At 62.5% G+C, this 22,031-nt stretch carries 28 protein-coding genes and 1 pseudogene; 14 read left to right on the top strand and 15 right to left on the bottom strand.

The genetic code is table 11. The annotated features are described in order from the left end of the window. Positions 1-130 precede the first annotated feature (130 nt). A complete protein-coding gene (locus tag AB8Z38_RS06910) occupies positions 131-526 on the top strand; it encodes an NUDIX hydrolase (protein WP_369723720.1) in 396 nt (131 codons plus the stop codon). 179 nt (positions 527-705) lie between these two features. On the opposite strand, the gene AB8Z38_RS06905 is transcribed toward AB8Z38_RS06910, so the two are convergent. The 10 genes and pseudogenes from AB8Z38_RS06905 to AB8Z38_RS06860 form a co-directional block, all read right to left on the bottom strand. Continuing rightward, positions 706-993 carry a YciI family protein gene (locus AB8Z38_RS06905; RefSeq protein ID WP_369723718.1) on the bottom strand — a complete coding sequence of 96 codons (288 nt, stop codon included), beginning with the start codon at positions 991-993 and terminating at the stop codon, positions 706-708. A gap of 69 nt (positions 994-1,062) precedes the next feature. Then, positions 1,063-2,037, bottom strand: coding sequence for a sugar ABC transporter substrate-binding protein (locus AB8Z38_RS06900; RefSeq protein ID WP_369723717.1), 975 nt, complete (start codon positions 2,035-2,037; stop codon positions 1,063-1,065). A 43-nt stretch (positions 2,038-2,080) separates the two neighbouring features. Continuing rightward, on the bottom strand, positions 2,081-3,058 hold the full coding sequence (locus AB8Z38_RS06895) for an ABC transporter permease (RefSeq protein WP_369723715.1): 978 nt from the start codon (positions 3,056-3,058) through the stop codon (positions 2,081-2,083). Next, positions 3,055-4,005, bottom strand: coding sequence for an ABC transporter permease (locus tag AB8Z38_RS06890; RefSeq protein WP_369723713.1), 951 nt, complete (start codon positions 4,003-4,005; stop codon positions 3,055-3,057). The genes AB8Z38_RS06895 and AB8Z38_RS06890 overlap by 4 nt, the downstream gene beginning before the upstream one ends. Further along, complete coding sequence (locus AB8Z38_RS06885; protein WP_369723711.1) at positions 3,998-5,524, bottom strand: sugar ABC transporter ATP-binding protein; 1,527 nt, start codon at positions 5,522-5,524, stop codon at positions 3,998-4,000. Before AB8Z38_RS06885 ends, AB8Z38_RS06890 begins: the two co-directional genes overlap by 8 nt. Then, the gene (locus AB8Z38_RS06880; RefSeq protein WP_369723708.1) at positions 5,521-6,912 is read right to left on the bottom strand and encodes an FAD-linked oxidase C-terminal domain-containing protein; all 1,392 of its coding nucleotides are present in this window, start codon (positions 6,910-6,912) and stop codon (positions 5,521-5,523) included. Before AB8Z38_RS06880 ends, AB8Z38_RS06885 begins: the two co-directional genes overlap by 4 nt. A gap of 158 nt (positions 6,913-7,070) precedes the next feature. Next, entirely contained in the window at positions 7,071-7,973 is a 903-nt protein-coding gene (locus tag AB8Z38_RS06875; protein ID WP_369723707.1) for an NAD(P)-dependent oxidoreductase, read from the bottom strand. 22 nt (positions 7,974-7,995) lie between these two features. Continuing rightward, a pseudogene (locus AB8Z38_RS06870) lies at positions 7,996-9,368 on the bottom strand (amidohydrolase family protein). 5 nt (positions 9,369-9,373) lie between these two features. After that, positions 9,374-10,453, bottom strand: coding sequence for a maleylacetate reductase (locus AB8Z38_RS06865; RefSeq protein WP_369723704.1), 1,080 nt, complete (start codon positions 10,451-10,453; stop codon positions 9,374-9,376). Further along, a complete protein-coding gene (locus AB8Z38_RS06860; RefSeq protein ID WP_369723703.1) occupies positions 10,450-10,773 on the bottom strand; it encodes a Dabb family protein in 324 nt (107 codons plus the stop codon). Before AB8Z38_RS06860 ends, AB8Z38_RS06865 begins: the two co-directional genes overlap by 4 nt. A 106-nt stretch (positions 10,774-10,879) precedes the next feature. Between AB8Z38_RS06860 and AB8Z38_RS06855 the strand changes: the two genes are divergently transcribed. After that, complete coding sequence (locus tag AB8Z38_RS06855; RefSeq protein WP_369723701.1) at positions 10,880-11,800, top strand: LysR substrate-binding domain-containing protein; 921 nt, start codon at positions 10,880-10,882, stop codon at positions 11,798-11,800. Between the two features lie 464 nt (positions 11,801-12,264). Here the strand turns inward: AB8Z38_RS06855 and AB8Z38_RS06850 are convergent, their stop codons facing one another. From AB8Z38_RS06850 to AB8Z38_RS06840, 3 genes are all read right to left on the bottom strand, one after another. Then, on the bottom strand, positions 12,265-12,504 hold the full coding sequence (locus AB8Z38_RS06850) for a hypothetical protein (RefSeq protein ID WP_369723699.1): 240 nt from the start codon (positions 12,502-12,504) through the stop codon (positions 12,265-12,267). Between the two features lie 229 nt (positions 12,505-12,733). Further along, a complete protein-coding gene (locus AB8Z38_RS06845) occupies positions 12,734-12,976 on the bottom strand; it encodes a hypothetical protein (protein WP_369723697.1) in 243 nt (80 codons plus the stop codon). 84 nt (positions 12,977-13,060) lie between these two features. Then, complete coding sequence (locus tag AB8Z38_RS06840) at positions 13,061-13,231, bottom strand: hypothetical protein (RefSeq protein ID WP_369723695.1); 171 nt, start codon at positions 13,229-13,231, stop codon at positions 13,061-13,063. Between the two features lie 287 nt (positions 13,232-13,518). On the opposite strand from AB8Z38_RS06840, the gene AB8Z38_RS06835 reads away from it, so the two are divergent. Further along, complete coding sequence (locus AB8Z38_RS06835; protein ID WP_369723693.1) at positions 13,519-14,175, top strand: hypothetical protein; 657 nt, start codon at positions 13,519-13,521, stop codon at positions 14,173-14,175. A 58-nt stretch (positions 14,176-14,233) separates the two neighbouring features. Here the strand turns inward: AB8Z38_RS06835 and AB8Z38_RS06830 are convergent, their stop codons facing one another. After that, positions 14,234-14,503 carry a hypothetical protein gene (locus tag AB8Z38_RS06830; protein WP_369723691.1) on the bottom strand — a complete coding sequence of 90 codons (270 nt, stop codon included), beginning with the start codon at positions 14,501-14,503 and terminating at the stop codon, positions 14,234-14,236. 442 nt (positions 14,504-14,945) lie between these two features. Between AB8Z38_RS06830 and AB8Z38_RS06825 the strand changes: the two genes are divergently transcribed. The 8 genes from AB8Z38_RS06825 to AB8Z38_RS06790 all read left to right on the top strand — a co-directional run bounded on the left by AB8Z38_RS06825 (position 14,946) and on the right by AB8Z38_RS06790 (position 19,372). Continuing rightward, on the top strand, positions 14,946-16,178 hold the full coding sequence (locus tag AB8Z38_RS06825) for a tyrosine-type recombinase/integrase (protein ID WP_369723688.1): 1,233 nt from the start codon (positions 14,946-14,948) through the stop codon (positions 16,176-16,178). Then, positions 16,175-16,648, top strand: a complete 474-nt coding sequence (locus tag AB8Z38_RS06820) for a hypothetical protein (RefSeq protein ID WP_369723686.1) — start codon at positions 16,175-16,177, stop codon at positions 16,646-16,648. Before AB8Z38_RS06825 ends, AB8Z38_RS06820 begins: the two co-directional genes overlap by 4 nt. A gap of 110 nt (positions 16,649-16,758) precedes the next feature. Beyond that, complete coding sequence (locus AB8Z38_RS06815) at positions 16,759-16,953, top strand: helix-turn-helix transcriptional regulator (RefSeq protein WP_369723684.1); 195 nt, start codon at positions 16,759-16,761, stop codon at positions 16,951-16,953. Positions 16,954-17,021: 68 nt separating this feature from the next. Next, complete coding sequence (locus tag AB8Z38_RS06810; protein WP_369723682.1) at positions 17,022-17,351, top strand: hypothetical protein; 330 nt, start codon at positions 17,022-17,024, stop codon at positions 17,349-17,351. Then, a complete protein-coding gene (locus tag AB8Z38_RS06805; RefSeq protein ID WP_369723680.1) occupies positions 17,348-17,737 on the top strand; it encodes a hypothetical protein in 390 nt (129 codons plus the stop codon). The genes AB8Z38_RS06810 and AB8Z38_RS06805 overlap by 4 nt, the downstream gene beginning before the upstream one ends. Positions 17,738-17,744: 7 nt before the next feature. Next, complete coding sequence (locus tag AB8Z38_RS06800; protein ID WP_369723679.1) at positions 17,745-18,317, top strand: hypothetical protein; 573 nt, start codon at positions 17,745-17,747, stop codon at positions 18,315-18,317. Next, complete coding sequence (locus tag AB8Z38_RS06795; RefSeq protein WP_369723677.1) at positions 18,314-18,625, top strand: hypothetical protein; 312 nt, start codon at positions 18,314-18,316, stop codon at positions 18,623-18,625. Before AB8Z38_RS06800 ends, AB8Z38_RS06795 begins: the two co-directional genes overlap by 4 nt. A 48-nt stretch (positions 18,626-18,673) precedes the next feature. Next, complete coding sequence (locus AB8Z38_RS06790; RefSeq protein ID WP_369723675.1) at positions 18,674-19,372, top strand: hypothetical protein; 699 nt, start codon at positions 18,674-18,676, stop codon at positions 19,370-19,372. A gap of 170 nt (positions 19,373-19,542) precedes the next feature. Here the strand turns inward: AB8Z38_RS06790 and AB8Z38_RS06785 are convergent, their stop codons facing one another. Then, positions 19,543-19,725: a hypothetical protein gene (locus AB8Z38_RS06785; protein WP_369723673.1), complete on the bottom strand. Its 183-nt coding sequence runs from the start codon at positions 19,723-19,725 to the stop codon at positions 19,543-19,545. Between the two features lie 278 nt (positions 19,726-20,003). On the opposite strand from AB8Z38_RS06785, the gene AB8Z38_RS06780 reads away from it, so the two are divergent. From AB8Z38_RS06780 to AB8Z38_RS06770, 3 genes are all read left to right on the top strand, one after another. After that, a complete protein-coding gene (locus AB8Z38_RS06780; RefSeq protein ID WP_369723672.1) occupies positions 20,004-20,162 on the top strand; it encodes a hypothetical protein in 159 nt (52 codons plus the stop codon). A 187-nt stretch (positions 20,163-20,349) separates the two neighbouring features. Continuing rightward, on the top strand, positions 20,350-20,619 hold the full coding sequence (locus AB8Z38_RS06775; RefSeq protein WP_369723670.1) for a hypothetical protein: 270 nt from the start codon (positions 20,350-20,352) through the stop codon (positions 20,617-20,619). Beyond that, positions 20,619-22,028: an SGNH/GDSL hydrolase family protein gene (locus AB8Z38_RS06770; RefSeq protein ID WP_369723668.1), complete on the top strand. Its 1,410-nt coding sequence runs from the start codon at positions 20,619-20,621 to the stop codon at positions 22,026-22,028. The genes AB8Z38_RS06775 and AB8Z38_RS06770 overlap by 1 nt, the downstream gene beginning before the upstream one ends. Positions 22,029-22,031 lie beyond the last annotated feature (3 nt).

Raw genomic sequence — 22,031 nt, 5'->3', positions numbered from 1 at the left:
GCGCGGGTTTGCCGGATCTCGCAAGTCCGGACAATTGCGGCCGGCGCCGGTCACCGCAATGGCCAACTAACTTGTCTAACCAACTAGACAAGTTACCATAGACCGATTCTGTTTTTGGTTTGCGACGGCAATGGCGAAGTCTTCCAAATTGGTTGCGGCCAGGCGCGGTAAGGTTCTGCTGGTCAGGCGGCGCTCCGACGGCCTCTGGATGTTTCCAGGGGGCCGCAAACGCGCGCGCGAATCCGAGAAGGACTGCCTGCGGCGCGAGATCCGCGAGGAGCTGCCGAAGCTGAAGCTCGGCCGGATCAGCCTCTGGAAGGAAGTGAAGGCCAAGAACAAGCGTTCCGGCCGCAAGATGAGCGACGCGATCTTCATTGCCAAGAGCGCCAAGGGCAGGCTCGCGATCGGCGACAAGAAGGAGATCGACCGCGCCGCCTGGCACAAGCCGCGCGGCATCCGCCTGACTGCGACCTCGCGCTACGTGCGCGATCGGCTGTTCCCGCGGAAGCAGCGGCGGCGGAGCTGAGCGCGACGTTGCTTGGGGTGTGACAAATGGACCGGTCACCGGCCGCCGTGGGATGTGAAGCAGTTCACATACCGTCGCCGAGTTCGCTGCTATCAAGGCGCCATTGCCGTACCAATTGATTTCCGTTGAAACGCCCCAGTGTCTCCAAGCACTGGGGTTTTTCGCGTCGGCTCCGTGCGTCAGCCCTGCCGGCGCAAGAACCCGGTGATCGTGACCTTCTCCCAGATGCCGGCCGCCGCGAAGGGGTCGGCGCGATTGAAGGCCTCGACCTCGGCGCGGCCGGGAGCCTCGATCAGGAACAGGCTGCCGATCATGGTGCCGCCGTCATCGGACACCAGCGGTCCCGACATCACGATCTTGACGCCGAAGCGCGAGGTGTCGCCGAGAAACGCCTTGTGGGCGTCGTAATTGGCAAGCCGCGTCGGCAGTGCGCCGCTACGGTCGAGGGCATGGATGGCAAACAGCATGATCTCTCCAGGGCTTTGGGGGACGGCTGTGATGTCAGCCGTCCGGCGCTTCGTCAGAACAGGCCGCGTCTACTTGGCGCCGAGCTTGCTAGCTTCCTCGAAGGTCGGGCAGGTGCGCTGCTCCAGCGGTGTGTCGAACGGCTGGTAATTGTCCTTGGTGATGACGGTGGGCTTCAGCACGATCTCCTTGACGACGGGCTGATCGCGCAAGCTTCGGATCGCCATCATGGTGCCGAGGCAGCCTTGGGCAAAGCCGTTGTAGTCGCCGCTTGCGAGCAGCTTGCCTGACTTGATGGCGTCGATGGCTTCCTTGGTGCCGTTGATGCCGATCACCTGGGCCTTGCGGTTGGCGCCGTCGAGCGCCTCGATCGCGCCGACCGCCATGGCGTCGTTGGCGGCGAGCACGCCGTCGATCTGCGCATTCGACTGCATCAAATTCTCCATCACCTGGAGCGCCTGGAGCCGCTGGTAGTTGCCGGGCTGCGACGCCAGAAGCTTGGCGCCGGGTGCTTCCTTGAGCGCGTCGTTGAAGCCGCGGACGCGGTCGACATTGGTCAGCGAGCCCTTGACGCCCTCGATGATGACGATGTTGCCCTTGCCGCTCAACGCCTTGAGCAGGAAGCGCGCGGTCTCGAGCCCGAGGCTGTAATCGTCGGCACCGATGAACGAGACGAATTTGCCGCCGGCGGAGCGGTCGGTGATGTTGACGACCGGGATCTTGGCGTCGTTGATTTTCTCGACCCCGGGCACCATCGCCTTGTAGTCGACCGGCGTGAAGACGATCGCGCTCGGCTTCTTCACCACGACGTCTTCGATCTGGCTGAGCTGTTCCGGAATCGAGTCGGGCTTGGTCGGGATGTATTGCAGCGTCTTGGCGTTCAGCGACTTGGCCATGTTGTCAGCGCCGACCCGCACGGTCTGGAAGAACGGATTGGTCTGATTTTTCGTGAACACGGCGATGGTCTCGCCGTCGGCGCGCGCCTGCGTTGTGAACGCGGCCGCCATGACAAGCGGCAGTGCGAGATAGCCCAGTCTCTGTTTCATGTCGTCTCCATCCCCATTTTGGTTTGTTGGATTGCGTGAAAACTCATGAGGTCCGGCGGCGCGTCTTCATGTCGAGCCAGACCGCGAGAATGACGATGATGCCGGTGACCAGCGGTTGCCAGTTGGCGCTGACCGAGAGCAGGTTCATGCCGTTCAGGACCAGTGTCAGGATCAGCGCGCCGATGAAGGTGCCGAACACGGTGCCGACGCCGCCGAACAGCGAGGTGCCGCCGATCAGAACGGCCGCGATCGCCGGCAAGGTCAGGCTCTCGCCGATATCGGCCTCCGCCGAGTTGAGCCGGGACAGGAAGATGATCGAGGCAAGCCCCGCCATGGTGCCGGAGACGGCGTAGACCAGCAGCAGGCGCCGCGCGACCGGAATGCCGGAGAGGCGCGCGGCGACCGGATTGGCGCCGATGGCGTAGATCTGCTGGCCCCAGATGGTGCGCTGGGCAAACAGCGTCCCGATGCCGAGGAACACCAGCAGCAGATAGACCGGGATCGGCAGGCCCAGCAAATAGCCGCTGCCGATCTGGCGGAAGCCGGCGGGGAAACCGTGAAGGGTTTCGCCGGCCATGTACCAGTAGGTCAGCCCGTTCAGGACCCAGAGCATGCCGTAGGTGGCGATGAAGGAGGGAATGCGGAGCGCCGTCACCATGATGCCGTTGAGGAGCCCGACGATGCCGCCGCAGGCGAGCCCCGTGAGGATTCCCAGCACTGGCGAACCGGTCGCGTGGATCACGGTCCCGGCGATACAGGCGGACAGCGCGACATTGGCGCCGACCGAGAGATCGAGGCCGGCGGTGAGCACCACCAGCGTCAGGCCCGAGGCGATGAAGAAGGTCAGGCTCGCCTGCCGCAGCACATTGAGAATGTTGCCGAGGCTGAGGAATGAATCGTTCAGCACCGCCAGCACGGCGCAGATCAGGAGCACGGCGAGCAGACGATAGAACAGCTGGATCGCGTCCTGGGACAGGAAGGAGCGCGGCGGCGACAAGGCTTCCTTGGAGATGTCGGTCATGCCCGGCTCCGCAGGCCATCGAGGAAGAGCGCGACGATGACAAGGACGCCGATGCTTGCGACCTGCACCGAGGACGGCATCGAGATCAAATTGAGGCCGTTGCGCAGCACGCCGACCGCGATCACGCCGAGCAAAGTGCCGGGCAGCCAGCCATTGCCGCGTTCGAACGAGGTGCCGCCGACCGCAACTGCCGCAATCGCGTCGAATTCAAGCCCGAGACCCGCGGTCGGATGCCCCGAATTCATCCGGGCCGTCATCAGCAGGCCGGCGATGCCGGCCATGGTGCCGCCGATGGCGTAGACCGCGATCAAGAGCCGGTTGGGCGAGAGGCCGGCATATCTGAGCGCCTCGCGGTTGCCGCCGAGCGCGAAGACGTAGCTGCCGAAACGGGTGTGATAGAGCAGGCCGTGAAAGGCCGCATAGGTGACGAGCGCCATCACGATCGGCACGGGGATGCCCAGCAACGACGCCGAATAGATATCGCGGACCGTGTGGGGAATGCCGACCACGCTCTGGCCGTCGGAGACGATCAGCGACAAGCCTTGCGCCATGCCGAGGGTGCCGAGCGTCGCCACGAACGGCGGAATGCCGACGGTCGCGACCAGCCAGCCGTTGACCGTCCCGAAGGCCGCGCCGACGGCAATGCCGGCGCACAGCCCAAGCAGCATCGACTTCGTCGCGAGCGAGACGATGGCCACGCAGAGCGAGGTCAAGGTCAGGACCGCGCCCATCGAGAGGTCGAGGCCCTCGGTCATGATGATCAGCGTCATCGGCAGCGCCAGCATGGTCAGGATGGTCGACTGCACCAGCACGTTGGACAGGTTCGCCGCCGAGAGGAAGCCGGGCGCGATTGCGCCGAACAGCACGACCAGCGCTCCCAACACAATGGCGACGCCCGGGATGCGCTGAAGCGGATTGGGCTGTGATACGATCGCGGCCTCACGCATGATGCATCCCCAATCGCACGATGTTCTCCTCGGTCAGTTCGTGGCGTGCGAGGTGCCCGGCGATGCGGCCCTCGCGCATCACATAGGCGCGGTCGCAGACATGGCAGATCTCGACCTGCTCGGAGGAGATCATCAGGGCCGCGGCGCCTTCGGCGACCAGCCGGTCGATCAGGGCAAAAATCTCCGACTTGGCGCCGACATCGATGCCGCGGGTCGGCTCGTCGAAGATGAAGAGCCTGGCGCCGGCGGCGAGCCATTTGCCGATCACGACCTTCTGCTGGTTGCCGCCCGACAACAGCCCGACGGTCTGACGCGCGCTCGGGGTGGCGATGCGGAGCTGCCGGATCAGCCCGTCGGCGGTGCGCTGGCCGCTGCGCGGATCGAACAGCCCGCTCGGAAACAGTTTTCGCAGCGCCGACACTACGAGGTTGTCGCCGACCGAGCGGAGCAAAGCGAGTCCCTCGCTCTTGCGGTTCTCCGGGATCAGAGCGATGCCGCGGCGGGCGGCGACGTCGGGTTCGCCCGACATCGGCTTGCCGTCGAAGATGATCTCGCCTGATGTGGTGGGATCGGCGCCGAAAATGGCGCGCGCCACCTCGCTGCGGCCGGATCCAACCAGGCCGCACAGGCCGACGATCTCGCCCCGGCGCACCTCGATGTTGATGTCGGAGATTCTGCTCGGCGAGGTCAGGCCCTTGACCTCAAGCAGGACCTCGCCCGGTTTGTCGGCGAAATTGCGCGGATAGGTCATGTCGACGGTGCGGCCGACCATCATGCGCACGAGCTGGTCGGGCGTGACGTCGGCGGGGCGAACGCCGTCGATGCGGCGGCCGTCGCGCAACACCGTGATGCGGTCGCCGAGCGCGAACACCTCGGCCATGCGGTGCGAGATGTAGACGATAGAGACGCCGTCGGCCTTCAGCCGCGCGATCAGCGCGAATAGCAGCTCGGTCTCGCGGTCGGAGAGCGCGGCGGTGGGCTCGTCCATCACGAGAATGCGCGCATTCTGGCTGATCGCTTTCGCGATCTCGACCATCTGCTGCTGGGCGACGCCGAGCGTGTTGACGGTGACGGACGGATCGATGTCGAAGCCGATCGTGTCCAGCAGGCGCTTCGCATCGGCCAGAATCTTCCTGCGGTCGATGGTGCCGGGGATGCGGCCCTTCGGCTCGCGGCCGAGGAAGATGTTCTGCGCGATGTCGAGATAGGGGACGAGCGAGAACTCCTGGAAGATCACGGCGATCCCGAGCCTCTGCGCGTCCGCGGTGGAGGTGATCGTGACTTTCTCGCCCTTGTGGAAGAACTCGCCGGCGTCAGCCTGATAGGCGCCGCACAGCACTTTCATCAGGCTCGACTTGCCGGCGCCGTTCTCGCCCAGCAGCATGTGCACTTGGCCCGGGTAAAGCGCGAAGGAGACGTCGTCCAGCGCCTTGACGCCCGGAAAATCCTTGCTGATGCCGCGCAGCTCGAGCAACGGCGTCGGCGAGGCGGGCTCGATGGCCAACGCCGCGGTGCTCATGCGCGCGCTCCCGCAAAGATCTTGCCGGGATTCATCAATCCATCCGGATCGAGCGCGGTCTTGATCGACCGCATCACGTCGACGGCTCCACCGAGCTCATCAGTGAGGTAATCGATCTTGCCGAGCCCGATGCCGTGCTCGCCCGTGCAGGTGCCGTCCATGGCGATGGCGCGTGCGACCATGCGGGCCTGGAGCGCCTTGGCGCTGTCGACCTCATCGGGCTTTGCCGGGTCGATCAGGATCAGCATGTGGAAATTGCCGTCACCGACATGGCCGACGATCGGGGCGGTGAAGCCGTGCTCGTCGGCGTCCCGGCGGGTCTCGATCAGGCATTCCGCAAGCCGCGAGATCGGCACGCAGACATCGGTGATGATGGCGCGCGCACCGGGCCGCAAGCCGAGGCCGGCGTAGAGCGTGTTGTCGCGGGCGTGCCAGAGCCGGCTGCGGTCCTCCGGCGCCTTGGCCCATTCGAATCCGCGGCCGCCATGTTCAGCGGCGATGGCTTGCGCCAGCTCAGCCTGTTCGGCAACGGCGGTCTCGGAGCCGTGGAATTCGAAGAACAACGTCGGCGCCTCGCGATAGCCGAACTTGGCGTAGGCGTTGATGCCGCGCATCATGACATCGTCGAGTAGTTCGACGCGCGCCACCGGAATGGCGGCCTGGATGATTCCGATCGCGGTATCGACCGCGTCGTGCAGAGTGTCGAAGCTGCACACCGCCGCCGAGATCGCCTGGGGCAGGGCGTGCAGCTTCAGCGTGATCTCGGTGATGACGCCCAGCGTACCTTCTGCGCCGACGAACAGTCGCGTCAGGTCGTAGCCCGCTGCCGATTTGCGGGCGCGCCTGGCGGTGCGGATCACGCGACCGTCCGCCAGCACGACTTCGAGGGCCATGACGTTGTCCTTCATGGTGCCGTAACGTACTGCCATGGTGCCGGAGGCGCGCGTGGAGGCCATGCCGCCGATCGAAGCATCGGCGCCGGGGTCGATCGGAAAGAACAAGCCGGTGCCGCGGAGCTCAGCATTGAGCTGTTTGCGGGTGATGCCGGGCTGCACCACGACATTCATGTCGCTGTCGTGCACCGTCAGCACCTTGTCCATGCGTGCGAAGTCGATGCAGGCGCCGCCCGCGACCGAGGACGCGTTGCCCTCGAGCGAGGTGCCGGCGCCGAACGGCACGATCGGCACGCCTGCGCCGGCGCAGAGCTTGACGATCTCGACCACCTCTTGCGTCGTCTCCGGAAACACCACGATGTCGGGCGGCAATGCGCGATAGTAGGATTCACTCTGGCCATGCTGATCGAGCACGCCGCGCGCGATGCTGGCGCGCGGACCGATCATGCCTGTGAGGCGTTCAGCCAGTGCGGCTATGCTGATCCGCGGTCCCATCGTCTCTTCCCGTCTTCCGTTCTATGCGGACGCTTTGTCAGTCCGTTGTATCCGGCTTTACGCCGGCTGTGCGTTGTTCGCGTCGCGCCGGCCATGCGCTCCAGCACCGCGTCGATGATCGTGTGTTCGTTGAAGTTCCGCAATTCTGCCTTCGTCGATCAGAGTTTGGGCTCGCCAAGGCCCGACAGCCGTTCGAGATGCTTGACGGTCGCGATGAAGTCGGTCTCGCCGTCGCCTTGCGCCACCAGCGCGCCGTAGGTCTCGCGGACCTGCGCCGCCAGCTGCAGCGGCACGCCGACGGCGTGGCCGGCACCGAGGATGAGGTCCAGATCCTTGGCCATCTGCTTGCAGGAGAAGGTCGACTCGAAATCGCGCGTCCGTAGCGGCGCGGTCTTGTACTTCACCATCGGGGAGGCGACCGCGCTGTCGTCCAGCACCTTCAAAATGTCGTGCCAGCCGATGCCGCCCTTGCGCGCCAGCGCGAGGCTTTCCGCCATCATCGCCGCCGAGACCGCGATCAGGAGATTGACCGCGAGCTTGGCGTAACGTGCTTCCTCGCCGGGGCCGAGATAGGTCTGCGAACGAGTGAAGCTCGCGAACAGCGGCCTGACGCTTTCGAAAGCGTCCCTGGGACCGGACACAAAGCAGCTCAAAGCGCCGGTGTGGACGATGCTGGCATTGCCGGAGACGGGCGCCCGCAGATAGGCGATCCCGCGCGCCTGCGCGGCGGCGCCGACCTCGGCCGAGGCTTCGGCACTGACCGTGCTGGTCTCGATCAGGACCGACTTCGGCGCCATCGCACTGACGAGGCCGGTCGGGCCAAGCATCACGGCGCGCAATGCGGCGTCGTCGGGGAGCGAGGTGATGGCCACGGCGCGGCTAGCGACAGCCTCGGCCGGCGAGCTTGCGACCGCAAGACCGTTTTCACGCGCCTCATTGAGCCGCGCTGCGCTCTGATCGAAGGCGGCGACGCGGTAGCCCGCCTTGGCGATGAGCAGCGACATCGGCAGGCCCATCTTGCCGATACCGATGAACGCGATGTGTCTTGTCGTATCAGTCATGGCTTGTTGTCCGTTGGCCGCATCATGCGCTGCGCCCTTGTCGCTCGATATCCCTCACCAGCCGCTGGCCTGACTGCGCGAGCAGCTCCTTCTTGCGAGCGAGTCCGTCGACCAACAATATCCCATCTCGTTTCTTCCAGCGGCCTCCGATCATGACCGCCTCGATATTGGCGAGGCTCGTCTGCATCACAACGGTGGAGACGGGATCGTGGACCGGAACGAGGCTGAGATCATCGGCGTTGATGACGACGAGATCGGCGAGTTTTCCCGGGCTCAGCGAGCCGATCTGGTTGTCGCGGCCGAGCATGCGCGCGCCTTCGGTGGTGATCCAGCGCAGCGCTTCGCGCGCTGGGATCGTGGTCGTCGCTGGAATGGTGCCCTCGCTCTTGCGCATGCCGGCGTTGTCCAGCGCGCGCTGCATCGACAGCGCGACGCGTGCTGCGGAGAAGAGATCGCCGGGCAACACGGATTCCAGATCGATGCCGATGGTGGGACGGACGCCGCGTTTGAGCAGCCGTCCCGTGATGGGAAAGCCGTGGCCCTGGATCATCTCGTTCTCCGGCGTCGCCGAGATCGACGCGCCGAGATCGATCAGCTTTTGCAGGAGTTCGTCGGGCAGGTCGTTGCCATGGACGATGTTGACGCCGGGACCGACCAGGCCGGCGTCGATCAACTTTTCCCAGCCGCCTGGGTCTTGGCCGGGCCGCCGCCCTGATGCATCGAGGCGATCAGGTTGAACTCCCGCGCCAGACGGAAATCATGGAAGGATACATCGAGTGTCGAATAATGCGGGCCGAGGACGGCGAGCCCGAGTGTGACGAGGCCGTTGCGATCGGCCAGGGGGCCGGCGAGCAGGCGCTCGATTTCGCGGCGCGGATGCGGCACTTCCGAGAAATGCGGCTCGCCCGGCTTCGGCTCCGGCTTGGGCGAGCCATGGAAGAAGGCGGCGCGGATGCCGCTCTCGATCAGGCCGCGCAATGCGGCGTCGGTATGATCAGGAGTCGGATTGTTGTGGCACCAATCGACCAGCGTGGTGGCGCCGCAATTGATCTGGTTCAGCGCGCCGACGAGAGTGGCGATGTAGATATCGTCCGGCGCGAACACCGTCGCGAGCCCGGCATGCATCCGGCGGAAATATTCCAGCAGCGTCCAGTTCGCCGCATATCCGCGCAGCGCCGTCTGCCAGGTGTGCATATGCGCATTGATGAGCCCGGGGATGACGATGCGGCCGCGGCCGTCGACGATCTCGGTCTCTGCAGCGCCGCTGCCGAGATCGATGTCGGGACGGACCGCTGCGATCCGCTCATTCTCGACCAGCACGTCGCCGGCACGGAGATCGCCGATGCGCTCGTCCATGCTGATGATTGTTGCCGATTTGATCAGGATGCGCCGCATGTCGGTCACGTCACGGCTTTGGCTGCGACCGGCGGCTCGCCCGCCCAGGCACGCGCGATCAGGTCGCGGATGGCGTTGCGCTCGAGCGGGCGCGGATTCCAGTAGGCGTTGGTCACGGCGAGGTCGGCCGCCTTGTGGATTCCGCTTTCGGGCATGCCGATGTCGCGCAGCGCCAGCTTTGCTCCGAGGCGGCGGGCGAGATCGTACAGGCCTTGCGCCGCATTGGCCGCACCGATCGCGCGCGAAATCCGCACCATCGCCTCGGGCACTGCGGGCGCGTTGTAGGCCAGCGCATGCGGCAGCACGATGGTGTGAGTCTCGGCATGCGGCAGGTCGAAGGTGCCGCCGAGGGTGTGGCAGAGCTTGTGATGCAGCGCCATGCCGACGGTGCCGAGGCACACGCCGCAGAGCCAGGCGCCATAGAGCGCTTCGCTGCGGGCCTCGCGGTCGTCAGGTTTGGCGGCAATGGCTGGCAGGGCGCGCGCCAGCGCGCGGATGCCTTCTTCCGCCATCAGCGAGGTCACGGGATTGGTGTCGCGGGCGTAGAGCGCTTCCACCGCGTGTGCGATGGCGTTGATGCCGGAGGTGGCGGCGAGGCCGACGGGCAGCGTCATCGTCAGGTCGACGTCGTAGATCACAGTCTCTGGCAACACGGCCACATCGCGTACCGTGGTCTTCAGGCCGTTCTCGGTCTGGCCGACGATCGGCGTCATCTCCGAGCCGGCATAAGTGGTGGGAATGCAGAGCTGGTTGATTCCGGTACGCAAGGCGAGCGCCTTGCCGAGCCCGGTCGTCGAGCCGCCGCCGAGCGCAACCACGCAGTCGGCATTGCACGCCTTCATCGCCGCGATCGCCCGCTCGGTCACATCGACCGGCGTGTGCATCGTGGCGCCTGCGAAGATGCCGGCATAAAGCGGGCCCAGCGCGGCGCCGAGCCTGGCGCCCTGCGCCTCCTGCTGCGGCGTGGTCAGGACCAGCGCGCGTGTGCCGCCGAGACGCTCGACCTCGGCCTTGGCCGAGGCAAGCGTTCCGCTGCCGAACACGACGCGGCAGGGCAGATTTTCAAAGGTGAACGAACCGATCATGCGCCGGTCTCTTTGCTGGGATAATCGACCTGGAAACGGCCGATCCGCAAGTCGCCAAGCTCCTCCCGTACCCGCAGATGTTCCGGATGGATGGCGTAGGCCTTCAGGGCCGCACTGTCGGTAAACTCCGAGACCAGGACCACGTCGCAGGCGTAATCGACATCGCTGACGTCGACGCCGACCTCGATATGGGTAAGGCCGTCGATTCGGCCCCTGAGGCCTTCGAACAAGGTTTTGACCTTGGACCTGGCCGCCGTGCGCTCCGCAGGCGTCTCGCCGCGCAGCCGCCACATCACGATGTGCTTGATCGGGCCCGACATTCCCGGATTTCCTCGCCTGTCATCTTGTTTGTTGCCCCCATTTTGCCTTGCAGAAATCGGAAATAAAGGTCAAATTTCGTAAGTCTCTTTTCCAATATGCGCAAAAATGGACCGGCTGCTCCAGCTAGAGGTTTTCGCCAGGACCGCCGAGCTCGGCAGCCTGTCCAAGGCTGCGGACGTTTTGCGGATGTCGAACGCGGCCGCGAGCCGGCACCTGAGCGCGCTGGAGGAGCGGCTCGCGGTGCGGCTGATCGAGCGCAACACGCGCCGGCAATGGCTGACCGAGGCAGGGCAGGAGCTGTTGCAGCGTTGCAGCCCGCTGCTGAACGAGCTCGCCGAAGCCGAGGACGCCGTCAGCGACCGCGCGCTGTCGCCCAAGGGCATGCTGCGCGTCACCAGCTCGCTGTCGTTTGCGATGATCTACATGGCGCCGATGCTGCCGGCGTTTCGCAAGCTCTACCCGAAGCTCGACGTCCAGATCATCGCGGCCAACCGCTATCCCGACTTCATCGAGGCCGGCATCGACGTCGCGATCCGCACAAGGGAGCAGGAGCCCGACTCCAACGTTATCATTCGCCGGATCGGGCAGATGCGCCGGGTGCTGGCGGCAGCGCCTTCCTATCTCGCCACGCACGGCCAGCCCGAGCATCCCGCCGATCTCGCGCGTCACGACATGCTGATCTACAATCTTGCCAACGACCCCTATTCGCTGCGGCTTCAGCAAGGCAATGCCGCGCAGACCGTGCACATCGCGCCGGCGCTGGACAGCAATGACGGCCAAATCATCCGCGGTGCGGCGCTGGCGGGCCTCGGCATCCTGATCCAGCCGCTTTACATCGTGCAGGGCGACATCGCGGCCGGCAAGCTCGTGCCGGTGCTGATGCAGTGGGAGCTGCCGCTGCTCACGATGAACGTGGCCTACCAGAACCGGGTCCGGCTGCCGGCGAAAATCAGGGTGTTCTCGGATTTTTTGGTCGACCACATCCGCGCGCATTCCGATGCCGGGATCTGGATGGACGCAACCTAGACGGCTTTGCCGGCGAGCCCGAGCGGTCCTTACTCCGATCGCTCTGACACCCGCGTTCGCCGAAAGGACGACCTTGAGGAGGCCGCACCGGCGCTCGGCGCGGAGATCCTGGCAGCATCGGCGTCGCGGATTTCCTTACGGACCTTCCGCGCCTCTCTCATCACGCGCTTGATGAAGGGGTGTTGTGCATCCTCGGCAAAGAACAGCACCACCTCGCAGCCGGGACATTGCCTGGAATAGCCATCCTGCAATCGCGCTGCGCGATCGCGGAACATCGTCTTGCAGCGCGTGCACTGGACCTGGACCGAGCTCATGTGCGGACAGCAATCACCAATGGAGGTAGGCGATTAGCTGAGCCCAAAGGTCTGAACAAAGGTTGAAGGGCGGTCGCACCCCGTCGCGCGGAAGGCGCAGCCGCCGTGGAAACACGAGGGCCGTCCAGTTCTTCAAAACCGATCAAGCGGCTATTGCTTGGCGGCCAATGCGTCCAGGCAATGGTTCAGGTAGACGGTCCGATCCCTCGGGAGCACTTTCTCGAGATCCGCCTTCATCGCGCATTCGCGCTGGCGGATCTGCTCCGCCCGGCGTTTTTCCGCAGCCTCGCGATATTCGGGAGCAACCTTGGCGGGATCGACCAGCGCCTGTGACCGTGCGGGCCCTGTGGCAACAATTGCGATGGCGGCGATGATAATGATCGACTTCAAATGAGCCTCCGTAAAAGGCCCATCCTAGCGCTGAGTGTCCGAACGCTCAAACCGTCAATGAGAGCCCGCCGGTATCTGCGTCCGCCCGTGCGTTGAGGTGTCGCCAACCGGGGCTGCGCCGGCTCAGCGGTTGGCTTGGGACAACCGATCTCGCGCCTGTCCAGGCCACATTGCCGGGCCTCTCGGCAGGCCCGGTTCCGATGACGTGAAGTGGACCGCGTAACGTCCGTTACTTAGGGACGTGGTCGATCTTGTGCCCCAAATGCCCGGTGTCGTGATCGCGACGCAATTGGCTCAGGGAGGTCTCGTTCAATTGAAGCAGGACGTCACTCAGCAGGGTCGTATCCGGATAACCGGCTGCAAAGCCCTTGCCGTAGATCTTGCGCAACGTACCCACCAGCGTGTTGCCGTGCTTCTTGCTGATCGCGCCATCCTTGTCCCGATGGCGACCATCCAGGCCGGTCTCCTTCATGTCTCTCTCCCAATGCAGCGTCTGCGCGCCTGAAGAGAGCGTGCTCCGAAACGAGTTGATTGGCAACGGTGCGGGGCGGGGTGGCTACGCGGCCTGTTCCTCGAACGAGAGGTAAACGCGACCATTTGGATCAACGATCTGAACGTCCCAGCATCCGTCCTCGACAAGCTCTCTGGCTTTCTTGAGGGCGGCGGCGAGTGACGGCCGCTTGAGGCTCACCACGCCTGCCGTGTCGAAACCGCTGATTTCAAACATGCCGTTCCTCCCGATTTGTCGCGCTTCGAAGCAGGCTGCCCCATTCCTCAGGGGAGCACAACAGTTTGCTTGGACGAGAGCCGGGACACGCCACCGGGCAAACCATCGCATCGCCCCCCGTAATCTGCCGGGGTGGCTGGGCATGGGACGCGGCCCCGTTGCTAACGTGGAATTAATCCGAAAAGCCCACAATTTTAGGCAGTTGTAGGTGGGTGCTGCGTACAGGAGGCGTCACGACGGCGTTCCGGCGACGGTGCCTTTCGCTGGCTCCTTTGAGGTCGACGCACGTGACCACGACATCCGAAACGCAAGTCCTCGCCGAACAATTCGACCCTGTGGCGCTCGCACTTGCTGCCGCAGCACTCGAACCCGCAGCCCCGGAAAGTCCAGCACCGATCAAGCAGTCCAGCCGGAAATCGATCCTGGTCCTGTCGGTCTGTGCTCTCGCCATCAACGGCTCGGCGGCCATCTATACATCGCCGCTTGATTTTCGCGCGCCGAATGTCGGCAGTTTGGCTGAACTGCTTCCGCGCTGGGAAGCTTCTGCGCCAAAACCGGATCCGGTTGTCGCTGCACTGAAGGATATTCAGTCATCCCAGCAACAACACGCGGCTTCGCTGCAGGAGAACAATCATGCATTGCAGCAAAACGCAGATCTACTGCAGCAGGATTCAATGGTGCTGCTTTCTCTGCGACAGAGCATCACGGACGAACGGTTCGATGTGAAGAAGATATCGTCACAGCTTTCGACGCTGATCGCAAAGATTGACTCGCTGCAAAGCGCAATGATGTCGGACGTGACGTCCTCCGTTCGAAGAGCGCATGCACGCTATGGAATTTCCGCGGCGATGCGCAAACGGATGGCCCGGCAATTGAAGTCCGTAGGGCCCGTCTCGGTTGGAGGAGCTCCGCTGAGTGTGCCGGCTGCAGCTCCGGAAAGCTGAAGATAAGTCGGGCAAATCACTGGAGTTTGTGTCGGCGCTAGGCGCCCAGCCGCTTCGGTCAGACAGCCCGACTGGCTATGCCACCGATTTCGGATGCCACGCCGCGAAAACGCGGGGCAGAAGCTTTTGCAGGCGGCACGCCGGCGGGAGTGAATTTCGTGTCCGTCCGCTCCGCACGCTTGCAGTTTGGGCAGACGAAAAGATGCGCGATCCTTGAGATCGGGTTATCCGCGACCAGCTCAGAGCGGAACCAGCGCATCCCGACATGGCAGTCGAGACAGATTGGAGTTTCAAGATGCTCCAGAGCGTCCTTCAGACGGTCAACCATATGCTTCCCATGCCCCCGAGCATCGTCATCCTATCAACTATAGTCCGACGTAACGTCAACAAAAGTTAAGCTCGTCCCATCACGGGTCAAGGTGCAGACGGCAACGGTCGGCAAGTTGACAGAGGTCGCGGCAATCGATTTGCCCATGCAGTACCGACACAGAGGTTTTTGTGGAGGTGGTTTTCTGGCTAAGCGCTTGGTTTGTTTGGTGAGCGCGCTGGGGCTCGAACCCAGGACCCCGTGATTAAAAGTTATGTCGTCGCATTCGCCGCAAGTCATTGTATGGACTCCATTTTTGCAAATTCCCGCTAAAACCCCGCCTTTATAGCACTTTTCCAGCATTGTGCGAGGTTGCTCCGATTTGTCTTGCATTGCCCCGGTCATGTGTACATAGAGTGGACACTCAGACCTTCTGATTTTTGTACACACACGGGGCAATGCGATGATTGGAAAGATCACCAAGACCGCCGTTGAGCGATTGAATCCGGGCGAGCGAATTGCGGACAAAGAAATCCGGGGCTTCCTAGCGCGCCGGCTTGATAGCGGCGCCATCTCCTATGCCTACCGTTACCGGGTTAAGGGGAGCAACGAGCAGCGGCTTATCAGTCTCGGCATACACGGCACCATTACTGCGGAGCAGGCTCGAGGATTCGCAAAGAAGCGAGCCGGTGAGGTTGCCGATGGCAAGGACCCGAAGGGCGACCGCGAGGAAACCCGCGCACAAGCGAAGATGGAGAAGCTGGCGGAGGCCAACACGGTTGACGCCATCCTGGACAAATTTGAAGCCCGCTATTCGAGCAGGCTCCGCAGCGCCGATCAGATCAAGCGTGCTTTCACGGTCTACGTCCGGCCTCGAATCGGCACGAAATCAATCTATGAGCTTAAGCGCCGCAACATCGTGGAGTTGTTGAACGAGGTAGAGGACGAGCACGGCCCCGTAATGGCCGATCGTGTGCTTGCCCATGTTCGGAAGGCGTTCAATTGGTGGATGGTGCAGGACGAGGACTTCAAGTCCCCGATCGTCCGCGGCATGGCCCGCACGAAGCCAGCCGAACGGAAGCGGAAACGCATCCTTTCCGACGACGAAATCAGGGAGGTATGGGCGGCGCTGGATCAGATGACCGAGCCGCCTTGCTTCCCTGCGTATGTCCGAACCCTGCTTCTGACCATGACGCGGCGCAATGAGGCTGCCGACATCCACTCAGACGAGATCGAGGGCGATGTTTGGGTTATCCCGGCGAGCCGGTACAAAAATAAGCATGACCACGTTATCCCGCTCACCGAGGCCGCAAAGAAAACGGTGCCGAGCGGGAAGGGTTTTCTGTTCTCGACAACCGGCGGCAAGAAAGCGTTCTCCGGTTTCAGCAAGGCCAAGGCCGAGCTGGATCGGCTGATTACCAAGGCTAGGAAGGCGGCCGGCAAGCCGTCCATGCCCAGATGGACCTTGCACGACCTGCGCCGCACCGGGCGCACCCTGATGAGCCGGGCGGGGATCTCAGACGACCACGCCGAGCGGGCAATGGGGCACATGATTGCAGGCGTCCGCGGGACCTATGATCGTTACGAGTACCTGAACGAGAAGCGGAAAGCATTCGAGGCCCTGGCCGGCTTGGTGGCGCTGATCCTCAATCCGCCGACCGACAACGTCGTGAAGATGGAAAGGGCCGCGTCATGAGGGAGAACAAGCGCAAGACCCTTCGCGCGCTCCTGATCTTCCTAGGGCGGATAATGGACGACAAGTCCAAGCTCCCGCCGACCCGGCGCAACGCAGCAATCGCCCAGGCAGCACGAACGGAGTCGCGCGGGTGGAGATACCTGGCCGGCGAGCCGGACGATATAAACGAATTGTTGGCTGTGGTTGGCGAGGCGCCGTCACTACTCCTGCGCAACCGGATTGATCCCGACAGCAATCACCGGCCGATTGGCAGCAAGGATGAGAAATACGCCGCGAAAGATGCAGAGATAATTGCCGAGATACGTGGCGGCAAGCCAAAGCCGGCGGCGATCTACGCGCGCTTCAAAGTCCGCAAGCAATACGGCACACACGCTCGACGCATAAAGCGCAAGATGGACGAGCAGGACGCGGAGACGCGCCGCATTGTCGCTCTACAAACTCCCAATTTGCACGTCGTGGACAATAAGTAATCGATTTTTTCACGTGGCTTAATGTCTCCATGAAATCAATGACTTAGCTAGACAAATCATCGCAACGCAGCGCAAGGTGCAACCACTCTAAACACAGAGAGGTTAGCACGATGAAGACCGTTGAAGAGACCGCCGCCGAGCTTGGACTATCTGTCCACACGCTCAACGGCTGGCGGGTAAAGGGCTGCGGCCCCGAGTTTGTGAAGCTCGGGAGCGCCGTCCGCTACACAGACGAAGCAATCCAAATTTTCAAGGAAGCCGGGAAGCGCCGTTCTACGTCGCAGACCGTGCAGGCGTGTGCGTAAGGCGAAAGCCCCGGCGTTGCGAGCGCTCGGGGCTTTCTGAAACTTCAACCAGCAAGACGGAAACACACATGGACTATATCACAACGACCACTCGCGCAAGCGAGCATTATCCTAGCGCACCCGGCTATCGGGACAGCGCGCCCGACACCAGCCGCGCCGCTGCCGAGCGCATCGCCCCCCTGGCGAAAAGTCAGCGCGGGAAGATCCTCGCGGCCCTTAAGGAGGCTTTGCCTCACGGGCGCAGTTCCGAGCAGATCGCTGCTGCAACCGGCATTCTGGTCTACTCCGTCCGCGCCCGCATGAGCGAGCTTGTGGCGGCCGGCGAGGTGCAGGAGACCGACGAGCGCACCATCAACGAGGGCGGCTACACCGTCGCGCTCTGGAGGGCTGCTCAGTGAATAAAGCAGTGACCCCCAAGCAACTCGAGCTGACCGCCGGCAAGACCCGAGAGGAATTGCTGATCCAGATGCTCCCTCGCCATATCGATCCTGACAGCCCGGCCTTCAAGGCCGATGTGGAGAAGATCCATGCCGGCGAGAAGGTGGAGGCCGCTCGGGCCGTGCTCGGCACGGGCAGCGAAGAAGAATTTGATTGGGATAGCCCGACCGAGGACAGCATCATCTTGCGGGAGCAGCGGGCGACCGCGGCTTACCGCAACAGGCATGGCGAGCTGATTATCCGGCAGCGCGCCACCTGGGACGCGGAAACCGACACGTTCGTCTTTATCTCGCCAGAGAACGAGGTGACGTTCATGGAAGGTCTGGCCAAGCGAGCGCGGGAGTAAGCGCCGCGTGGCTCGCAGGAAGCTGAACAAGATAGACGGGCAGTTCAATGCCCGTCTTATCGAGATGATGGAAAGCCCAGCTTACCGGGTGCTGAGCCTGTCCGCGCATCGGGTGCTAGATCGTGTCTGCATCGAGCTTGCCCAGCATGGCGGCAACGACAACGGCAAACTGCCCGTAACTTATGAGCATTTTGTGGAATACGGCATTCATCGCCACGCGATCGCGCCGGCAATCCGAGAGCTGCAAGCCTTGGGGTTTTTGATTGTGACGCAGCACGGGCGACCCAGCGCAGGAGAGTTTCGGATTCCGAACCTGTTTCTGATCCCGTGGGTTAACTGCCGAAGCACCCCAGACCCAACGCATGATTGGCGGCGAATACCTGACATCGAGACCGCGGAAATGGTCGCTCGCGCCGCCAGAAAACAAAAGTCCAGTGATGGAAACCGGCACTGTGCCAGTGATGGAAACCGGCACCGTAGGGCCAATTCTCCAGTGATGGAAACCGGCACTACTGTCCAAGTGTCGGAAACCATCACTACCTCTATATCTCGGGTAGGTACCAGCGAGGCAACCAGGTGAAAGCTTACAACACAGTGATCGTCTGGACCCCGAACAGCGAGCACGTACCGGCAGAGCTTCGCGGCCACGTTTCGGTTCGATCGCTCCAAAGCTGCAGGGATTGGACGAAGCCAGCCTTTGCTCGAACTTGCGGGGCAGTTGAGGTTTCCAGGCGGAACCATTCAGCCGATAACCTTGCAAAGATATTCGTTGATTTTCATACGCTGATTGTTCGCGACGGCATCGACCCGCAAGCAGCGCACAGAGCGTTTTTGGCAATCGATGAATACCGCAAGACAATCTCGCACGACATCGAAGGCTCAGAGTAAATCGGATCTGCGCGAAGTCATCAAAAACACTTAATTTATAGGCAAAATATGCAAGTTGCACCGGAATCCGCGTCGCCGAAAACGACCGGCCCCTACGTCGAATTTACAGAGGAGATCTTCGCAGAGATTTGCGAGCGCATGGCGAACGGCGAGGGGCTGCGCAAGATTTGCAGCGACCGCGACATGCCGAGCCGATCGACTTTCCTCCGGTGGGTTGAGAACGACACCGGCCGGCAGAGCAAGTACCAGAAGGCCCGCGAAGCCCTCATGGATTGGTACTCGGAAGAGATCCTGGCGATTGCCTGGGACGATTCCAAGGACACCATCAAGCGAGAGGGCAAAGATGACCTCTGCAATCATGAATGGATTGCCCGGTCTCGCCTCAAGGTCGATACGCTCAAGTTCCTGATGGCGAAGCTTCACCCGAAGCGGTACGGCGACAAGTTGCCCGAAGCGGTGGAAGATCGAAACATCAAGATCAGTTGGGAAAACGAGCGATCGGCGCCATTCAATAAAGATCGAGTTGGTTGGCGTCCCTGCCGGCGGCAGCGTCGACGAACTGATGAGGACGATAGACGGCCGGACGCGGACCATCGAACGGGACATAATCGATCCCATCCACGACGACGACGGCCACGTTATCAGCGCCAACGATTCGCGAGCACTCCGCAAGCGCATCATAGAGCTGGAGCAGCGCCTAGGAATGCGAGCGGCGCCAGAGCAGCCCCCCAAGCTCTTGGCATATGATCCGGGACCACTTCCAAGCCGACTAGACGCTGACGTGCTCGAACGACTGGTAGACACGTTCAAGCGAAGCCTTCCCCAGGATGATCAGCGGCCCCCGAGACTGTGTTGGATGAGGCAACCAGCATCATCGAGGCTGCGCTGAGAGAGCACTACGGGACAGGTGAAGCAGCTTAGCTCATCAGCCAGAAGACGGTGATGACCAATGCAAGAGCGCCAGCCAGCATTGCCAATTCCCGCAGCTCATGCAGGACGCTCCCGCTGCGATCACGCAGGCTCTCTAGGAGCTGAAAGGCTTCATGAACGTTGTAGGCGTCCCGAATGCCGTCCCAAACCGAGCCCCGCTTCTTTGTCATGCTTGGAGTATGCACTGGGAATTTGGCTCCGGCTAGCGGGACGAACGCGACCAGTTCGCGCGCGCGAGGCTGACCGAATTTCGTCGCAACTTGTGATGAAGGCCTGCGACAGATTGACTCAGGCTTTTAGCTCGCTTGTGGACACGTAGTGTACAGTTGTCTGTCGTCATGTGCGTAACCACTGGAATTACAGGCAATTTCAGATGCATTCCCGTGATTATTGATTACGGGGTTGCTACATTATCGGAACAAGTGATCCGCAACAAAGGAACGCCGCAGTGAGCAACAACGATCCAGGCAAAGTGCCGCCCCAGGACCGCAGCCGTCCCATTGGCGACTACATCAACAGCGAACGGCAGGCGCCGCAGCCCGATCTCAACCGCAGCATTGACGACATGATCGAGCGTGAGCGCAGCAAGCGCAGGAATCAGCCGTGACCGAGCTGACGAAGCCGGCGGCAACCTGACATGTGCCAGCGTCCCGCCCCCGATCGTGCAGACCTTGGCGAGCTGGCGCGGATGCTCCACGCGAGCGAAGCGCTGCCCCAGGTTACGAACATGCAGTTACGCGCAGCCCTCGAGCTGGCAGAGCAGCGCGGTTGGCGCATCACGAAGGAATCCGCCCGTGCCTGACGTTGGCTTTAGATACGATCGTCCGGACCTCCTGAGGGCCGTAGCCGAGCGCCGTGGTGTGGGGCTCTCAACCTTGCTCCGCTCGCTCGCGGACGCTGCTGTGGCTTCTGAGGGCTTTCCTGTTGGCCGACCGGTGCAGCAAACCTACAGGATGGATCTGGAGAAGCTGCTCGAGCTGCATCAGCACGGCGCAATCGATTGGATGCTTTCGAACGGAATGAGCATCATTCTGTCGCGGCGCTATGAGCGGGTGGATGCTTAGTGGCAAGCTTTCTGGACCTTTGCCGCTTCACCCCGGCCGCTGGTGGCATCACGGATTGGACCTACTCGTCTGCCGTTACCGGCTACCAATCGCCAGCCACTGCGGGCGCAGTCAACGGGGCGACCTACAGCTATCGCGCTGAGAGTGCCGATTTGTCTCAGTGGGAATCTGGAGCGGGCACATACAACACCTCGACCAACGTTCTTTCTCGCACGACGGTCTTTTCAAATTCGTCTGGTACGACGACGAAGATAAACTTCAGCGCAGCCCCCCAAGTCGCGATTGTCGCTCTTGCGGAGGACTTGATCGGCCCGACCAACTTAAACCTGTCTGGTACGCCCGGCGGCACAAGCCCGCGACCACCCAGCTATACCGACAGCGCTAAGTTTTATTTCGGCAGGGAGTATCTCGGCGCATATCTCAATTCGTGGCGCACTGGCGGCGGTTCGGCGGCTAACGTCCTGATGCGCGGCGATAGTACGATGATCGGCACCGGGCTATCGAGTCCGACGACGACGGCTCCTGACGTTGTGTTCAAGGCCGTTGCGAAGCGCAAGGGGCTGAACATCTCCCCGACCAACTTGGGAGTTACCGGGACCACCATCGCGGATTGGCTCAATACACATCTGCCGTCTGATCTTTCCACGTATACGGCCGGCAACATTCCGAAGCTCTATATTCTGAACTACGGGATGAACGACCCATATACCGGCGGCTCTCCGGTCAGCATTCCAACGTCGATTTCCAATCTCCGCTCTGGCTTCGCGTTGCTGCGGGGCACGTGGACGGGCAATCAAACATCAGTCGTCTATGTCATGCCGAACACGGCCTATGATGACACAGGAGCGCGAAACGAGAGTTGGCGCGAAACGTTCGTGCAGCAAGCACGGCAGGCTTGCCGTGACTATGGCGTGATGTTCATTGACGCTTACGCGCAGTTTCGAGAGGCCCGCTATAACCTGCTCACAGGCTGGTTGAATGCGACGGACAAGGTTCACCCGGCGGACGATTTCAGCGTGGCGCTCTGGAGCTTTGTCGCGGACTGCATATTCCGACCCGACTTTGTGCAGGTGTCGTGTCGTCCCCTGGCTGTGACGCCAGCAACAGGCTTCGCGTTGCCGGGCAACTCGGAAGATATGTCAACCGCCGTATCCGGTGATGTCGTCGTCGGCAGCGGTTACATCACGATGAACACGCCGGGCGCGGTGGCGGCAGGCACGACGTTAGCCACTGTTCACGGCTATCATGTGCCGCTGACCCAGGCTTGGGGGGTTCAACTCCTCGGCTTCACCGGAACGTGGCAGTTCATTCACGGCATCATCACCACCGCCGGAGTCCTTACAAACCAAGAGGCGCTGACGGGCACCATTTCGCGCGTTTATTTCGGCCCTGGGGTCTGGAGGCACTGAGTC

The sequence above is a fragment of the Bradyrhizobium sp. LLZ17 genome, from assembly GCF_041200145.1.
GTDB lineage: Bacteria > Pseudomonadota > Alphaproteobacteria > Rhizobiales > Xanthobacteraceae > Bradyrhizobium.
This window is presented reverse-complemented; position numbering and strand designations above follow the sequence as displayed.

What these genes read in the sequence shown, in the direction of transcription:
- AB8Z38_RS06900 (WP_369723717.1), bottom strand. Translation starts at nt 2,037, where the DNA reads ATGAAACAGAGACTGGGCTATCTCGCACTGCCGCTTGTCATGGCGGCC.
- AB8Z38_RS06865 (WP_369723704.1), bottom strand. Translation starts at nt 10,453, where the DNA reads ATGATCGGTTCGTTCACCTTTGAAAATCTGCCCTGCCGCGTCGTGTTC.
- AB8Z38_RS06910 (WP_369723720.1), top strand. Translation starts at nt 131, where the DNA reads ATGGCGAAGTCTTCCAAATTGGTTGCGGCCAGGCGCGGTAAGGTTCTG.
- AB8Z38_RS06845 (WP_369723697.1), bottom strand. Translation starts at nt 12,976, where the DNA reads ATGAAGGAGACCGGCCTGGATGGTCGCCATCGGGACAAGGATGGCGCG.
- AB8Z38_RS06890 (WP_369723713.1), bottom strand. Translation starts at nt 4,005, where the DNA reads ATGCGTGAGGCCGCGATCGTATCACAGCCCAATCCGCTTCAGCGCATC.
- AB8Z38_RS06815 (WP_369723684.1), top strand. Translation starts at nt 16,759, where the DNA reads ATGAAGACCGTTGAAGAGACCGCCGCCGAGCTTGGACTATCTGTCCAC.
- AB8Z38_RS06860 (WP_369723703.1), bottom strand. Translation starts at nt 10,773, where the DNA reads ATGTCGGGCCCGATCAAGCACATCGTGATGTGGCGGCTGCGCGGCGAG.
- AB8Z38_RS06840 (WP_369723695.1), bottom strand. Translation starts at nt 13,231, where the DNA reads ATGTTTGAAATCAGCGGTTTCGACACGGCAGGCGTGGTGAGCCTCAAG.
- AB8Z38_RS06905 (WP_369723718.1), bottom strand. Translation starts at nt 993, where the DNA reads ATGCTGTTTGCCATCCATGCCCTCGACCGTAGCGGCGCACTGCCGACG.
- AB8Z38_RS06875 (WP_369723707.1), bottom strand. Translation starts at nt 7,973, where the DNA reads ATGACTGATACGACAAGACACATCGCGTTCATCGGTATCGGCAAGATG.
- AB8Z38_RS06885 (WP_369723711.1), bottom strand. Translation starts at nt 5,524, where the DNA reads ATGAGCACCGCGGCGTTGGCCATCGAGCCCGCCTCGCCGACGCCGTTG.
- AB8Z38_RS06790 (WP_369723675.1), top strand. Translation starts at nt 18,674, where the DNA reads ATGCAAGTTGCACCGGAATCCGCGTCGCCGAAAACGACCGGCCCCTAC.
- AB8Z38_RS06830 (WP_369723691.1), bottom strand. Translation starts at nt 14,503, where the DNA reads ATGGTTGACCGTCTGAAGGACGCTCTGGAGCATCTTGAAACTCCAATC.
- AB8Z38_RS06880 (WP_369723708.1), bottom strand. Translation starts at nt 6,912, where the DNA reads ATGGGACCGCGGATCAGCATAGCCGCACTGGCTGAACGCCTCACAGGC.
- AB8Z38_RS06820 (WP_369723686.1), top strand. Translation starts at nt 16,175, where the DNA reads ATGAGGGAGAACAAGCGCAAGACCCTTCGCGCGCTCCTGATCTTCCTA.
- AB8Z38_RS06785 (WP_369723673.1), bottom strand. Translation starts at nt 19,725, where the DNA reads ATGACAAAGAAGCGGGGCTCGGTTTGGGACGGCATTCGGGACGCCTAC.
- AB8Z38_RS06855 (WP_369723701.1), top strand. Translation starts at nt 10,880, where the DNA reads ATGGACCGGCTGCTCCAGCTAGAGGTTTTCGCCAGGACCGCCGAGCTC.
- AB8Z38_RS06895 (WP_369723715.1), bottom strand. Translation starts at nt 3,058, where the DNA reads ATGACCGACATCTCCAAGGAAGCCTTGTCGCCGCCGCGCTCCTTCCTG.
- AB8Z38_RS06825 (WP_369723688.1), top strand. Translation starts at nt 14,946, where the DNA reads ATGATTGGAAAGATCACCAAGACCGCCGTTGAGCGATTGAATCCGGGC.
- AB8Z38_RS06810 (WP_369723682.1), top strand. Translation starts at nt 17,022, where the DNA reads ATGGACTATATCACAACGACCACTCGCGCAAGCGAGCATTATCCTAGC.